Genomic DNA, 15,939 nt, shown 5'->3' with positions numbered 1-15,939 from the left:
CGTCACTGTCCCGTTTCTCGCTTCTCTATTGCCACAAGACCGGTTGCGCCTCTTGCCCCAGTTGGTTGCGGCGGAAGTCCAAGAGCGACTGCACGCGCTCGTCCACCCCTTCGTAGAGGCGGTCGTCCGACAAGCCCAGCGCTTCTTGGGAGTTTTCGTCCTCGCCCCAGAGCAGCCATTCGATGCTTTGCAACTCCGTGTCCTCGGCGACGATCCGCAAGATCAGCACGCTGTAGCGGTCGTCTTCCGTTCGCCATTCCACTTCCGCCTCCACGTGCGCGTTCAACATCGCGCATTCCGTCGCATAGCCGGCGATCACTTCGCCTGCCATCCGCTGCACGCGGTTGTCCAACTGGCTCAACTGCGAGTCGTTCAGTTTTTTCGCGGTGAGCACGTCGTAGGAGACGAGCTTGCGAACGCCGAGGGCGTGCAGAATTTGCTCGATGCGGGCGATCTCCTCGCCGCCGAACTGCTCGATTTGCCCGATCGGGCGCAGGCCGAAGATCACGTAGCCCTTGTACACCCAGTAGCCGCAGCAGTCTTTCCACTCGATGCGCGCTTCGTAGATACCTTGCCCCGAGAGGCGCTGGCGGGCCGGGAAGATCGTGAGCCCGCGGCGGTCGAAGCGCAATTCCAACGTGTTGACCGTCTTCGTGCGGCGGTAGAAAAACCAGAGCGCGCCGACGACGACCGCGCCGACCGCCAGCCCGAACAGCACGGCAGCACCCAGTTCGCCTGCGCTCGGGTCGTCGCTTTGGGTGATGTACACATACTGAATCACACCGATCCCGAGCGCCAAGAGGTAGAGGCGGTTTAGCAGCTTTACCATCGACCCTTTGCTCAACGGAGGCAGTTTGCGCTCGACGACCACGCGCTCCAGCATGTCGTGTTGCTGTTCATACCGGCGAATGTGCCAGCGCCGCACCGGAATGTTCAGGCCGAGCATGAGAAACCACATGCAGACCGTCAAGAGACTGACTTCGATGACGATTCCCGTCCCTTCGCTCACGACAGCACGCTCCCCTCTTGCGGTTCTTGGCAGCTTCGGATCACGTTGCCGATCCATTTCTGCAGATGTTCCACCGCGTCTTGGCCGCGCACGCCGATCAAGTGCCCGATGCTGCCGGAGCTCTGCCAGAGCGGCAGGGTGCTGGAAGCTTTTTGTTCGCCTTCGCCGTCCACGAGGTTGAACTGCAGCCACGAGCGCGAGAATTCCTCATGCACGCGGTCGCCCGTCACGTTGCGCATCACGCCGAACTCCGGCTGAAGTCCCAACTGCTCCAACTCCGGGCGGTATAGGTCGATCAGATTCCAGCCCGTCTCTGTCAACTCGTCTTCCAAGCGGAAAAACTCCGTCTCGTCGAACTGCCCGAGCCAGATCCGGTCGCTGGGCTCCCCGCGCTTGATGTGCAGAGCGGAGAGCAAGTCGCGGAGTTTGTCCATGTCGCGGGCGTTGTACTCGAACTGCAACTGCATCTGCTCGGCGCGGTACAACTGCACAAACCCGCCGTCGTAGCGGTAGGAATCGAGGTCGCTCCACCGCACGACTTGGCGCGGTTCGATGTTCCAGAGCGCGCGCCCAGCGCCTGCCAGAAACACCACGACAGACTGGTTGGTCAGCACGAACGTCTGCAGTTTCTGCCACGGCGCGCGCGCGTACGCGTCGCGCCCCCAGACCACGCCCGCCGCAAACACGCCGAGCTCCAACATCTCCCGCTGGTCGTACAGCAGGACCATCCAAACCAGCAACAGCACGAGCGTGACCGCCTGCGTGATGCGGTTTTGCTTGATGCGATACCCGTCCAGCCGCGTGTTCACATCGGACACCATCCGCACGCGCTCGCGGGCGTATCTCTTGCGCGTCGTGCGCGCTTTCCACCACGGGTACAATCCCCACGTCAACGTACTTACCAAAAACGCTCCCGCAACTGCCAACAGACAGCCGCCCAGCGTGCTCCAAAACTCATTCACAAAAACCCCTCCAAACTCCACTAACCTGATTAAATTTCGAGTTTGATCGACAATCTCCTGCTGGGAGGCTATGGGAAAAAATAAAACCGTGCCCGCGAAAAGTGTGCGGGACACGGTCTTTTTTTCAAGCAGACGGGCGGAGGGATCGGCCGGCGTCATCAGGAAGCGAACACGCTCTCCCCGATTTCTGCTTCGCGTTTGAAGAGGCGGGCGTAGACGCCTCCCGCTTGGAGCAGCTCTTCATGGTGCCCCGTTTCCACGACGCGTCCGTTTTCCAGCACGATGATGCGGTCGGCGGAGAGCACGGTGGAGAGGCGGTGCGTGATCACCAGCACGGTCTGCTTCGTGCGGCGTGCGGCGATCGCTTCGTTGACGAGGTGTTCGGTGATCGGGTCCAGCGCGGAACTCGCTTCGTCGAGGACGAGGAGCGGCGCGTTGCGCACGAGGGCGCGGGCGAGCGACAGGCGTTGTTTTTGCCCGCCGGACAGCAAGTTGCCCCGCTCCCCGACCGACGAATTCAAGCCGTCGGGCAGCGCGTCATAGAACTCCTGCAACCCGGCGTCGCGAATCGCCGCCAGCAGTTCTTCGTCGGTGGCTTGCGGGTTGCCGAGGCGCAAGTTGTCGGCGAGGCTGCCGTTGCGCAATTGCACTTCCTGCGAGACGACGGCGACCTGTTGACGCAGCCAGCGGGCGTCCAGTTCGTGAATCGGACGTCCGTCGAGCTGGATCTGGCCGTGCTCCGGTTCGTAGAGGCGCAGCAGCAGATCAACCATCGTCGATTTGCCCGACCCGGACGGGCCGACCAGCGCGACCGCTTCGCCGGGGCTCACATGAAACGAGATGTCGTGCAGCACGCGCTCCGGTTTGCCCGGATAGCCGAACGCGAGGTGCTCCACCTGCAGTTCGCCCGCCACTTGCGGGAGGGTGGCTTTGCGCTCCGTTTCCGCCGGAGAGGTCGCCTCGTTCAAGAGCAGGTCGGAGCGGTCGAGCGCCGGTCCGGTACGGCGGACGGACAACCAGTTGCGCAACATCCGCTGCAGTTGGTTCGCGGCGATGGCGACCAGCGAGGACGCGGCCATCATCTCCCCGATGGAGAGCTTGTCGTTCCAGATCAGCGCGGCGCTGAGGCCGTAGACGACGGCGAGCGCGATGCCGTTGTAGGAACCGATGACGACGAACGCCTGCAGGCGCGCTTTCAACTCGCGGCGGCTTTCGCGGATGAAGTCCTTGCGGATCTCCGCGACGCTTTGGATTTCCGTTTCCGCGACGCCGAGCACCCGCGAGAGATGGATGCCGGTGACAGACTCGCGCAAACGTTCCAAGTAGCGCGACGCTTCCCGGCGCGCGTCGGCGGAAGCGCGGCGCGTGCGGTCGCCAAGCTTGTTGGATGTCCAGTAGAAGAGGACACCGAACCCGAGCGCCGCCAGCGCGAGCCACGGGTTGATAAACGCGAGCACCGCGTAATAGAGGATCGAGCCTTGGACGGACGCCATCAGCGTCGAGCCTTCCCACGCGAGGAAGTTGTGCAGGGTGTCCGGGTCATCGTTGACGCGGGCGAGCAATTCCCCCGTGCGGTTCTCGTGGTAGAAATTGAACGGCAAGAGCTGCAGATGGCGGAAGAGGCGGAGTTTCTGCGTCATCGTGACCGTCTTCGCCACTTGGTGGCAGAAGTATTCGTCGATGACCATCATCCCGAGGTCGAACACCGCCGCAAACACCAACAGCGCCGCCAAGCCCCAGAGAAGGCCCGACGCGTTGTTCGGCAGGATCTTGTCGAGCAGCCAGCTTTGCGCCAACGCCGGAAGCAATTCGCCGGTGGATTGGCTCAAGAAGATGACGAGGGCATCGGCGATCACCCAGTTTTTGACCGGCCGGAGCAGTTGCAGGACGCGGCGTCCGTCGCTGATTTTCGCTTGTGTCATACCGCTTCCCCCTTCTCCAGTTCGCTGTATTGCGCCGTGTAGAGTTGATGGTACTCGCCTTGCAGCGCCAGCAATTCCTCATGCGTGCCGGACTCGGCGACTTGACCCCCGACCAGCACGAAGATGCGGTCGCAGTTGCGCACGGTGACGAGGCGGTGCGCGATCGTGATCGTGGTGCGGCCGGGGATCAACTCCTCCAGCGCCGCTTGCACGCGCTCTTCCGTCTCGCCGTCGAGCGAGGACGTCGCTTCGTCGAAGATCAGCACTTGCGGATGGCGCAGGATCGCCCGCGCCATCGCGACGCGCTGCTTCTGCCCGCCGGAGAGTTTCAACCCGCGCTCGCCGACGATCGTCTCATAGCCGTCCGGCAGCCCGTCGATCATCTCCGCGAGACCGGCTGCTTCACAGGCGCGGTCGAGTTCCGCTTGCGTAGCATCCGGTTTGCTGTACAGCAAGTTCTTGCGCAACGTCTCGTTGAGCAGGAACGTCTCCTGGGAGACGACACCCACTTGCAAGCGGAACGAGTTGCGGTCGTACTCGTTGAGGTCGCATCCGTCGACGGCGACGCGGCCCTGTTCCGGCGAGTAGAGGCCGAGCAGAACTTGGATCAGCGTCGACTTGCCGCCGCCGCTCGCTCCGACGAGGCCGATGTGCTGGCCCGGTTCCACGTTCAGCGAGATGCCGCGCAGCACCGGGTCTTCCGTGCCCGGATAGCGGAACCAGATGTCTTGCATCTCGATCTTGCCTTGGACGGTGCCGAACTTCGGCAAGCCCGCCGGTTGCTCTTCCGGCAGATCGAAGTATTCGTAGAGGCGGTGCAGCGCCGGAATCGCCTGCTGAATCGTCAGCGCGTTCTCCGCCAAGGAGCGGATCGGCATGAACATCGCCGGGATAAACCCGATGCACGACACCAGCGTCCCCGCCGTGATCTGACCGCGCCAGACGGCATAGCCTCCGAGCAGCATGACCAGACCCGGTACGATGATTTGCAGCAAGTTGCCAAGACGCCAGTTTACTTTGGAGATCAAAGCGGCGCGGATGGCGAATTTTTTCCACGCTTGCAGGCCGTCGTTTTGGTGGTTGTATTCCCGGTCCTCCAAGTGCAGCGTGCGCACGAGCTTGATCGATTCGATGCTCTCTTGCGCGTGCGAGTACAGATCCGCCAGCATGTCGCGCTGGGTAGCGCTGAGACCGCGGACTTTTTTGCCTAATTTGAAGGAAGGCCAGAGATAGATGGCGAACACGGCGACCATCAGCACCGCCACCGGCCAGTACAGCGCGATGACGGCGGCAAACGCCGCGATGGCGCCGAGCAACTGTTGGACAAAACGCGGGATGACCGTCGAGTTCAGCTGTTGGATCGCCTCAACGTCGTGCGTCAGGCGGTACAGGATGTCGCCGCGCGGCGTGGTCGCAAACATCGACATCGGTGCGCGGTGCAGTTTGCGAAACGCCCGCATCTGCATGTCGGAAATCACGTCGAGACCGATGCGGACTTGAATATACTCTTGCAGGGACTCAAACGTCACCTTCAGAAAAAACGACCCCAGCACCGCGAGCACCAGCCAATAGAGCGCGCTCGTCAGATGCAGCGGCAACACCTCGTCGACCAACCTCCCCGTCAAGATCGGCGGCAACGTCGCCACCGCTCCGGCGATCACAGCGCAGAGAAACGTCAGCGTGATCTGAGTTTTGTAAGGTTTGAAGTGTTCGAATGTTTTGCGAAACAGATCCACAGTAGTTCCCCCCTCTTATGAGTGGTTATTCTAACACTGACTTACAGGGAATGGAAGAGGGATTTTGAAAATAGAGAAAACCGCCTTGCTTTTCGCAAGACGGTTGTCTTCCATGCTCGTTTGAAGTTACTCGTTTCAAGTGAATCGTTTGCCCTTACTTCTTGGTCACGAAGGAGGATACATAAACGCTGGTCAGCCAGACCAAGCCAGCGAAAGCAAATGCACCGAGTGCGAAACCGATCAGTCCCATAACTCTACCTCCTCGAATTACTTCACGATCGCGGTCAGTTTCTCACCGCACCACGAAGCGAATTGACCAACGGTGATCATGTCGGTCACGACCAGAGTGAGGATGCCGACCAAGACGGTGTACATGAACACCGACATTGCAGCCGGTACCAAGCGACGGAGTGCTTTTTCGTTGCGCTCTGCGAATTTCTTCCCGATCATCAACACGAAGATGATGTCGACAATCGCCAGAGCAAATTGCAGCGAGTACAGCGCGAGGTGCGTGGTCCATGCAGCGGTACCCAGGTAGTACGCGTCCACCAACAGCCACATTTGCAAGATCGCGTAGCCGAAGAACGCGAGCGTTGCAACGATCATGGTGCCTTGGAATTTCTTGTACTGGTTGTTGCGGAAGAACGAACCCGCCAGCAGGACAACAAATCCTGCAACCAGCAGACAGATGGTGGTCAGAGCCGGAAGATCGGCGTTGGCCCCGAAATCTACGGTGAACTTGTCAGGCGCCCAACCGCGCAGGTAGACGTTCGCTGCGAGGAAAGTGCCGTAGAAAAACGTGAACGAGAGCAACCCGAGCCACGTTGCGAGGATCCCATCGTCTTTCGAACCGGTGCCGCTGCGGTGCGGCACCCAATCCGGAGCATGATGTGCACTCATCTTATTCCCTCCAATCTTACAGGATTACAGCAAGGATGTTTCCACGATCAGCACGATGCTCATCGAGGTCAAGTAGATCAACGAAATCACGAACGATTGTCGAGCCCAACGAATCGTGTCATTTGCGAAGAAACCGAAGATGGTGTGAATGAACCAAGCGAGTCCGAGCACCATCATCGTCACGAGATACCCCATGTCTGCGTGCGTGAAGTTGAACACGAGAATGGAAGCCGGAATCATCGCAGCCACCCAACGCATCATGTGACGCTTGGTGACTTCAAAACCCTTGACGACCGGCAGAACCGGGATGCCCGCTTTGCCGTAGTCTTGGGAGCGGCGAATCGAGAGCGCCAGCGTGTGCGGCATCTGCCACATGAACATGATCAGGAATATCGAAAAAGCTCCCATATCAAAGCTGTTCGAGTACGCCGTCCAGCCCATGACGATCGGCACTGCACCGGAGATCGCTCCGCCGATGGTGGAAAGCGTCGACGTGCGCTTCAGCCACATGGTGTAGACCACCACGTAGTCGAAGAGTCCGATCAGACCGATGATGGCGGTCAGCGGATTGACGAGGAACGTCAAGATCGCCGTACCGACGACAGCGAAGCCGATGCCCATCCACATAACGGTGGTCGGGTTCAAGCTTCCTTTTGCCAGCGCTCGTTTCGCCGTGCGCTCCATGTAGCGGTCCAAATCGCGGTCGATATAGTTGTTCAAGCAGGTGCCGGCCATGATGACCAGCGCCGTGCCAAGCAAAGTCCAGAGAATCAAGCTGCCGTTCGCTTGTGCTGAAGAAGACAACCACAGACCTGCAAACACCGTCATCAGGTTGGCGACCGTAATGCCGACCTTCGTCACGGAGACAAAGTCACGCCACGTTCCCGTCTCCGAAAGCGGACCCGGTTCCATGACCGGGTTCGAGCGCTTGGTATTTGCGGTTTGCACAGTTTGTTCCATCGATACCCTCCCCAATCTAGTTGAAAAATTGCTTAGTTCGTTCCGACGACAACGCGGTTGCTGACTTTCTTGTCAGCTTCCTTTTTGCTGGACACGGCTTTCACCGTTTTCGCAAAGCGAGCTCGTGCTCCGATATAGACACCCACTACCATTGTCAGCGCGGCGCCTCCGAGGTGAGCCGTCGCAGGAGACAGGGCCAATTCTGTACCCAGTGTGACGAAGCCAAGCAACGATTGCAGAAGGACGATCGCCACCAACACAAGGGCCGGAGTGACGAACATCTTGTTGCGCAGCGCTTGTGCGACCACCCAGACAGTGGCGGCGACAACCAAGACGGTCAGCATGATGTGGAACATCAGGAACGCGTTCGCGACCGTTTCCGACAGCATGTAGTCTTGGAAGTGATTCTTCACATAGTCGTTGCGTCCAAACAGCGCTTCTGAAGCGCCGGTGTGGCGGAACAAACCGCCGACAACCACTTGCAGAATCGTCACGCCGACCAGCACCGCCGCCGGAGTGAACAGCGCGGCTTGACGCGCGTCCTGCTCCTCCGTCGTGCGGTTCTGTGCAACCTCGCGGATGCGGTATTCGCGTGCGGTCAGCGCTGCGAAGATGCTGACCAAGAACATCCCGTTCGTCACGTCGATCGTGGTCATGTAGCCCGGAAGCTTAAACACGACGATCGCCGCGCCTGCCAGTGCTTGCACAGCCAAGCAAATCACGATGGCTACGGCAAATTTCACGTAGACCGGGTTTTGCTTGCGGTAACGAAAAACCTGTACAGCCGTCAGCAAGATCAGGAGTCCGCCCAATGCGCTTGTGGTGCGATGGAACCATTCAATCAACACAAGGGGGTCATTGAACGAAGGTATGATTTGACCGTGACAGAGCGGCCAATCAGGGCAGGCGAAACCCGCCTGCGTCCCAACCACGACGGCACCGAGGATCATCATCAGAAACGTGACGATGGTCGTAACCAAAGGAAGACGATAACCCATAGTGAATTCTCCTCTCTATTCTCAGTCAAATTTACCAGCCGTCAGCGACCCATCTTCGAACGGGTCAAACTGAATTACGCCGTTACACCGTCATCGTCGAGATGACCCTTGCGCTTTTCGCCGAAGTTGTACGGCTCCGAGGTAACGTGCGGAAGCGCCTCGAAGTTGAACTCGGACGGCGGAGTTTGCGTGTGGGTCCACTCGAGCGTATCTGCTTGCCACGGGTTGTCAGAGGTGACTTTCGCACCTTTGAACGCCGCGTAGAACAGGTTGACGACGAGCAGAAGCGAAGCAAAGCCGATCAGGTAAGAACCTGCAGTTGCAACGCGGTTGAGCGTTTCAAGGTCCGGCTGGTAGTAGAACACGCGGCGCGGCATGCCTTTCAGACCGATCAGGAACATCGGGAAGAAGGTCAAGTTCGTGCCGATGAAGTACAGCCAGAACGAAAACTGGCCGAACTTCTCGAAGTACATACGACCGGTAATTTTCGGGAACCAGTAGTAGAGACCTGCAACGATCGCAACCATCGAGCCGCCGAAGACGACATAGTGGAAGTGACCGACTACGAAGTAGGTATCATGCAGATCCAAGTCGATCGGAACCGCACCGAGGAAGATCCCGGAGAGACCGCCGATCGTGAAGAGACCGATAAAGCCGAGCGATGCAAACAGCATCGGAGTGGTGTACTTGATGGAGCCGCCCCAGAGGGTGGCGAGCCAGTTGAAGATCTTGATTGCCGTCGGAACCGCGATGATCATGGAGGTGATCATGAACGGAACGCCGGCAGACATTTGCATACCTGCTACGAACATGTGGTGAGCCCAGACCAAGAAGCCCAGGAAACCGATCATGACGGAAGAGTATGCAATCGCTTTATAACCGAAGATCGGTTTGCGTGCAAAGACCGGCATGATTTCAGAAACAATACCCATCGCCGGGATAACCATAACATAAACGGCCGGGTGAGAATAGAACCAGAACAAGTGTTGATACATCATCGGGTCGCCGCCGTTTGCCACATCGTAGAATGCGGTGTGAGCGTGGCGGTCAAGCAGCAGCGTGGTGACTGCGCCTGCCAGTGCCGGCGTACCGAAAAGCTGGATGAAGGAAGTAACCAAGTTCGCCCAGACGAAGAGCGGCATGCGGTTGAGCGTCATGCCCGGGGCGCGCATGTTAAGTGTAGTAACGATAAAGTTGATTGCTGCCAAAATGGAGGACAAGCCGAGAATGTGGACCGAGGTGACCCACAGATCGAGACCTGCGCCTTGCGATTGAATCGAGTACGGCGGATATGCCGTCCAACCGACATCCGGAACTGCGCCTACCAAGAAGGAAATGAACAGCACAATGCCGCCCAAGAGGAACAGCCAGTAGGACAGAGCGTTCATTCGCGGGAACGCCATATCGTATGCGCCGATCATGATCGGTACCAAGTAGTTACCGAACGCGCCGGTCAGCATCGGAATGATCCAGAGGAAGATCATGATCGTACCATGCACGGTGAACGCTTGGTTGAACTGTTGCGGTTCAAGAACCACATTGTTCGGAAGCGCCAGCTGGGTACGGATCAGGATTGCAGCCGCACCACCAACGAAGAAGAACACCAGCGAGGTGAACAGGTACATCAGACCGATCTTCTTATGGTCGACGGTGAGGATCCAATCACGGAAGAACGACTTGCGTTTAACCTCTCCCGTAGCTGCCAAGTTTTACACCCCCAACGTGATTTGAGTGATTGGTGTTACTTCAGGGTTTTGATGTACTGCACAACGTTGTTCAGCGACTCTTCGTCAAGCTGGAACGTCGGCATCATCGGTTGGAAACCTTCTGCAACTTTCGCGTTCGGGTTGGTGATGGACTCCTTGATGTACGCGTCATCCGCTTTCACCGACTGTCCGTTTGCGAGCTTGCGGTCCGAATCGTAGAGACCTTTCCAAGTCGGACCTGCGGACTTGCCGCCGTCGATGGTGTGGCAAGAAGTACAGCCGTTCGCTTGGATGACGTACGCTGCGTCGGTCTTCTTGCGGGTCTTCTCCGTCTCTACCCACGAATCAAATTTCTTTCCATCGTCGATGAAGAGGTTCGCCAACATCTTCGAGTGGTTGTTCCCGCAGTACTCGGCGCAGATGATCCGTTCCTTGTACTCGGATCCCGCTTGGGCAATGTCCTTGACATTGACCGTGTACGACGTAACGCGGCCCGGAACAGCGTCTTGCTTCATGCGGAATTCCGGAACCCAGAACGAGTGAATCACGTCCTTGGACGTAATTTTGAACATGACGTTACGATCGTTCGGGATGTGAAGTTCACCGTAAGACTTCGCGCCGTTCGGGTACTCGAACTCCCACGACCATTTCATACCGGTGACTTTGATTTCGTAGACGTCACTCGGCGGGGTTTGGATGGTGTAAACCATCCCGGAACTCCACACCCCGATGAATACCAGAATTACGGCCGGAATGAGGGTCCAGATAACTTCTGCCTTGGTGCTGCCATGGATCGCGTATCCTTGCTTATCCGGATGCTTGCGTCTGTACCGAATAAGGAAGATTGCCAAGAGGCCTTCGACCAGAACGAACACACAAAGAGTGATCCAGAAGATCATACCAAACAGACCGTCGATATCCTTTGCGGTCTGAGTCAGCGCCTCTGGAAGCCCAAAATTAAATCCTCCCACTTGTCCTCCTCCTATCTACGAATAATTGCCTGTGGAACACGGAGACAAGCGTTCTCGACGTGTTCAGACAGCATTCTACCATCGTATTATACTAGTTCTTGGGTATCTCATGCTTTCTTTTTTATGTCCATTTTGGTCATTTTCTTGACAAAAGTGTGACTGTTGCCACGAAATCTTCGTTTTTTGCAGGCATACTTCAGGGAACTCCCTCATAGACCGCCGTTGAAGTTCCTGGACCAACGAAGAAAAAGCCCTCAGGACGCGCTTCACTGCTCCCTTCCAACCATTCGTTTTCTGAATCATTTGAAGTATAACAGGAGAAGCGGGGCATCCGATAGTAGTTTGTCGAAATTCGTGGCTTTTTGCAGGCAAAAAACCCCCTCCTGCTCAGGAGAGGGTTTCTTGTTTTCCGGCGTCTTCACGCGGCGGGCGCGGCGGGAGTTTGCCGAGGTACTGATAGAGGTTGCATTCAATTCTACCATTATAGAGTTTGCGTTTTTTGTCCGCTTTCTTGCCGTAGAATTGCTCGAACATCAAGTTGGATGTCAGCACGAACACGGAGAGCGTGTCGTTTTGGTTCGTGAGGTGACCCAAGTCTTTGTACGCGCGCTCGACGTCCTTGCGTTCGCCGATCCGCTCGCCGTACGGCGGGTTGGAGACGATGACGCCGTACTGTTGGTCGAAATTCATCTTGGAGACCGGCAAATTCTTCAGTCGGATGCCTTCCCCCAACTTCGCTTGGCGAATGTGGTAATTCGCGAGCGACAGCACTTCCGCGTCGATGTCGGAGCCGATGATCTCCAGCGGCACATCGTACTTGGCGAGGTCTTTGGCTTCTTGGCGAGCGCGGTCCCAGACCGATTGCGGGATCGTCGGCCAGTTTTGCGCGGAGAAATCGCGGTGCATCCCCGGCGCGATGTTGCGGCCGATCATCGCCGCTTCAATCGGAATCGTGCCCGAGCCGCAGAACGGGTCGATGAACGGGCGGTGCGGACCCCAACGGCTCAAATCGACCAGCGCCGCAGCCAGCGTCTCTTTGAGCGGGGCTTGCGCGGTCAGTTTGCGGTAGCCGCGCTTGTGCAAGCCGACACCGGACGTGTCGATCGTGATCGTCGCGATGTCTTTGAGCAGCGAGACTTGGATGCGGTACAGCGCGCCGGTCTCTTCAAACCATTCAATGTTGTACGCTTCCTTAAGTTTCTCTACTACCGCTTTTTTGACGATCCCTTGGCAGGCGGGGACGGAAGAGAGTTGCGACTTCTGCGACTTCCCGTCGACCGGGAATTCGGCGTCCTTGGGAATCCAATCCGGCCAGTTCAGCGCTTTGGTGCCTTCGAACAGCTCGTCGAAGGTGGTAGCTTTGAACTCGCCCATTTTCACGAGCAGGCGATCGGCGGTGCGCAACCAGAGGTTGCAGCGGGCAATCGCGCTCTCGTCAGCATCGAACTCGACGCGGCCGTTGTCCGTGCGGACATCGGTGTAGCCGAGGTTTTTAACTTCGCGGGCAACAATCGCTTCCAACCCCATCGGGGCCGTAGCGATCAATGTGACTTTCGACACGGGCTTCACTTCCGTTTTCTCTTGGATTTCTTATGTAGTGTTGAGCGATCCATCCCCCATTATACCGCTCGTTTCTCAAAAACTCGACATTATTTCCCAAGCAATATTCCAACCTCGACAAAAAAGACCAGCACCGCCCTGCGGTCTGGTCTCTTCAATAATATACTGCGGGGTCGGGAGACCCAAAACTACCTCAGCTCAAAAACGCCTCCGCTCAAAAAAACTCTCAGCTCCTCTGCTCGGCTCAGCTTACCAACTTCAACCCGTTGAGGATCAGCGATTCCCATTCCGGCTTCTCCTGCGCAAGCCGCTCCAGATCGGCGCGCACGGCAGCTTGCACGTGCGGCAACAGATGATGGGCGACGAGCAGTTCGAGAATTTCCACGCGCAACAGCCAGTCGCCGACCCCGTGTTCCTCCACTTGGTCGAGCACCGCCAGCACGCCCGCTTCCATTCCCTCGCTGTTCAACTTGCTCCCGCGCAGATCGCGAACGTTCTGGTACAGCGCGTGGACAAGTTTCTCCTGCTCGCTGTACGCCGGGCGCACCGTGTGCGTTTCCGACGGTTTGTACGCGTGCGCATGGAATTGCTCCGGATCGGCAACGCCCGGAAACACAGACGCAATCCGTTGGCCCACCGCCATGTCAAACGTGCCCCATGCCGCTTGGAACAGCACCTTCTCCGCCAGTGTCACCGTGCAGTCTTCAAACCCGATCAGCACAACTTTGCCGTCGACGCGTTGGACGTACTTCACGACGCCTTCGACACGCACGCCGGACGCAAACTCCAAGTTCGCTTGTTCGTGCGCGACGATGCCCAGTTCGCGCAGTTGCGAATCGGTCATCTCCTCCAACGGCGTTTCCACTCCGCGAATCTTGCCGATCGGCGAACCAAAGCCTTCGCTGTGGGTGTCGATGCCGTGCCCCGGAAGCTGGCTGTCGGAAACCGCCAAGGCGGTCGGGCCGGTGGTTTTCAGGTAGACCGCTTCTCCCGCTTCGTCAAACTCCAGCGCAGCGAATTCACCGCTCACTTGCAGACCGGAGCTGTAGACAGCGGTCGCGGGCGATCCGGAATCCAGCGCTTTTTTCAGAGAAGCAGTTCCGCCGACGCGAAACGCCATCGTGTCGGCGAAGCGTTCAACCGCTTCAATGAGTTCGTCGAAGTCGCGGGAGACGAACAACTGCGGTTGCGGACGGGTGATGTCGAAGTCGGTGGCGAGCGCCGCTTCCAACGAGAACGGAATCTTCTCGACGGACGGCAGCAAGCAACTGCGGCTCTCCCCCATCGAAGACAGCAAACCCGCGCCGTACAGCTTCGGATCGTCAAGCGTCCCGATCAGGCCGTACTCCACCGTCCACCAGTAGAGGCGGGAGATCAGCGTCTCTTCCGATTCCTCCGTTTTGGCGGCCAGAGCAGCGTCCAAATCGCGCTCGGCGGCGGTGATCTGCTCGGCGGACGCGGACGGGTCTTCCTTTAAAATAGAGACCAGTCGCATCGCTTCGTAGACGGCGACGTCCTGTTTCGAAGACATCGCCTTCGCGCCGATGCGGCCGAAGTGCTTTAGGAATTCGCCGTACGCCGGATGTATCAACATCGGGGCGTGGCCCGCCGATTCGTGGATGATGTCGGGGGCCGGAGTGTACGCGATGTTCTGGAGCATGCGGATGTCGCTGGAGATCGGGAGCAGCCCGTGCGCTTGGAAATCGAAAAACGTGACCGACGGAATGAACCCGTCAATCGCCACCGCGCCCCAACCGTGCGGCGCGAGCACTTCGTTCATCTCTTCGACGCGGGGAATCCGCTCGACCGACATGCCGGTGAACGCCAGCCCGTCCCGATACGAGCCATATCCCTTTTCGCTCAAGAATGCGCTGTTTTGGCGCAGAACATAGCGCCACACCGCCTGGTCAACCGGCGTATAGCGCGGATAATCCTGTTCCACCACAAACGGGCGCAGATGCGCGGGGATGTGTTTCGTGTTCGGTAAGGTACTGGATGTCATCGCACTTTCCTCCTCATTACGTGGGTTTTGGCTGAACGCTTTATTGCCCAAAAGCATAAAAGCCTAACAGCGTTAAAGCTATCCTAGCACGACCTGCTCGATGTGGCAAGGGGCTTTTTGTGGTATACTAATCGGTGTGATTTTACATAACAAGGGAGATGTTAGACATGACGACGCATCCGACCCAAGGACACGGACACGGTGCTCCGGCCCAAGCGGAGCAGCCGAAAAATGAAGCCCTGTTGACTCTGGAGGGCTGGTACGTACTGCACGACTTCCGCAAAATTGACTGGGAAGCGTGGAAACTGGCAAGCGAAGAAGACCGCCAAGCGGCGCTGGACGAACTCCAAAGCCTGCGCGCGTCTTGGGCGCAAAACCAAGCGGACAAAAACGGCAGCACCGCGCATTACAGCATCATCGGTCACAAAGCGGACATGGTGTTCATGTTCCTGCGCCCGACCTTTGAAGAGCTGCAAGAAGTGGAGCTTGCGTTTAACAAGAGCAAATTTGCGGACTTCACGATTCCGACCTATTCCTATGTGTCGGTGGTGGAGCTTTCCAACTACGTGCATGCGCCGGGCGAAGACCCGTACCAAAACCCGCAAGTTCGCGAACGCCTGTACCCGGAACTCGCGCCGTACAAGCACATCTGCTTCTACCCAATGAACAAAAAACGCTCCGGTGCGGACAACTGGTACACCCTGACGATGGACGAGCGCCGCAACCTGATGCGCTCCCACGGCATGACCGGCCGCAAATACGCGGGCAAAATCAAGCAGATTATCACCGGCTCCGTCGGCTTCGACGAATGGGAATGGGGCGTCACGCTGTTCTCCAACGATCCGGTGAACTTCAAGCACATCGTCTATGAAATGCGTTTCGACGAAGTCTCCGCGAAGTACGGCGAGTTCGGCGACTTCCTCGTGGGCAACCTGCTCGACGACGAAGCACTGGTCAAGATGCTGCAAGTGTAAGGTAGAGCAATGGCAACCCCCTCGATGGATAAACTGTCGGAGGGGTTTTTCTATTTTTCGTATAACATAAATATTGAATATTAAAATTAATCGTGATATCATTAATACATGGAGCTGATTTTCTCAACAGCTCTTGCCAAACTTCACTTACAATACTTCCTAGACATACTTCCTAGTACATTTTATGTAAAGGAGGAATGATTCTAATGGAAATCATGTTCGACCTCGACGTTCAAGTG

General features: G+C 57.6%; 12 protein-coding genes. 1 reads left to right on the top strand and 11 read right to left on the bottom strand.

The window, feature by feature from the left end; all coding sequences use genetic code 11:
• Positions 1-25 precede the first annotated feature (25 nt).
• From EL26_RS12340 to EL26_RS12290, 11 genes are all read right to left on the bottom strand, one after another.
• Positions 26-1,009: a hypothetical protein gene (locus EL26_RS12340; protein ID WP_038089105.1), complete on the bottom strand. Its 984-nt coding sequence runs from the start codon at positions 1,007-1,009 to the stop codon at positions 26-28.
• Complete coding sequence (locus tag EL26_RS12335) at positions 1,006-1,971, bottom strand: hypothetical protein (RefSeq protein ID WP_038089103.1); 966 nt, start codon at positions 1,969-1,971, stop codon at positions 1,006-1,008. The genes EL26_RS12340 and EL26_RS12335 overlap by 4 nt, the downstream gene beginning before the upstream one ends.
• A 158-nt stretch (positions 1,972-2,129) precedes the next feature.
• Complete coding sequence (locus EL26_RS12330; RefSeq protein ID WP_038089100.1) at positions 2,130-3,893, bottom strand: ABC transporter ATP-binding protein; 1,764 nt, start codon at positions 3,891-3,893, stop codon at positions 2,130-2,132.
• Positions 3,890-5,629: an ABC transporter ATP-binding protein gene (locus EL26_RS12325; RefSeq protein ID WP_038089099.1), complete on the bottom strand. Its 1,740-nt coding sequence runs from the start codon at positions 5,627-5,629 to the stop codon at positions 3,890-3,892. Before EL26_RS12325 ends, EL26_RS12330 begins: the two co-directional genes overlap by 4 nt.
• Positions 5,630-5,896: 267 nt before the next feature.
• Complete coding sequence (locus tag EL26_RS12320) at positions 5,897-6,529, bottom strand: hypothetical protein (protein WP_038089096.1); 633 nt, start codon at positions 6,527-6,529, stop codon at positions 5,897-5,899.
• Between the two features lie 24 nt (positions 6,530-6,553).
• Positions 6,554-7,489, bottom strand: a complete 936-nt coding sequence (cyoE, locus tag EL26_RS12315) for a heme o synthase (RefSeq protein ID WP_038089093.1) — start codon at positions 7,487-7,489, stop codon at positions 6,554-6,556.
• 32 nt (positions 7,490-7,521) lie between these two features.
• Complete coding sequence (locus EL26_RS12310; protein ID WP_038089090.1) at positions 7,522-8,487, bottom strand: COX15/CtaA family protein; 966 nt, start codon at positions 8,485-8,487, stop codon at positions 7,522-7,524.
• Between the two features lie 74 nt (positions 8,488-8,561).
• Positions 8,562-10,193, bottom strand: a complete 1,632-nt coding sequence (ctaD, locus tag EL26_RS12305; RefSeq protein ID WP_038089087.1) for a cytochrome c oxidase subunit I — start codon at positions 10,191-10,193, stop codon at positions 8,562-8,564.
• Positions 10,194-10,228: 35 nt separating this feature from the next.
• On the bottom strand, positions 10,229-11,164 hold the full coding sequence (gene coxB, locus EL26_RS12300) for a cytochrome c oxidase subunit II (protein ID WP_038089084.1): 936 nt from the start codon (positions 11,162-11,164) through the stop codon (positions 10,229-10,231).
• 387 nt (positions 11,165-11,551) lie between these two features.
• Positions 11,552-12,724 (bottom strand): THUMP domain-containing class I SAM-dependent RNA methyltransferase, encoded by a 1,173-nt coding sequence (locus EL26_RS12295; protein ID WP_038089273.1) that lies wholly within the window; start codon positions 12,722-12,724, stop codon positions 11,552-11,554.
• A gap of 244 nt (positions 12,725-12,968) precedes the next feature.
• On the bottom strand, positions 12,969-14,726 hold the full coding sequence (locus EL26_RS12290; RefSeq protein WP_038089082.1) for an aromatic amino acid hydroxylase: 1,758 nt from the start codon (positions 14,724-14,726) through the stop codon (positions 12,969-12,971).
• Between the two features lie 167 nt (positions 14,727-14,893).
• On the opposite strand from EL26_RS12290, the gene hemQ reads away from it, so the two are divergent.
• The gene (hemQ, locus tag EL26_RS12285) at positions 14,894-15,700 is read left to right on the top strand and encodes a hydrogen peroxide-dependent heme synthase (protein WP_081857159.1); all 807 of its coding nucleotides are present in this window, start codon (positions 14,894-14,896) and stop codon (positions 15,698-15,700) included.
• Positions 15,701-15,939: the final 239 nt, after the last annotated feature.

Source organism: Tumebacillus flagellatus (assembly GCF_000714935.1).
GTDB lineage: Bacteria > Bacillota > Bacilli > Tumebacillales > Tumebacillaceae > Tumebacillus > Tumebacillus flagellatus.
Note: the sequence above shows the minus strand (reverse complement) of the source record. Positions and strands in the feature narration are given on the sequence as shown.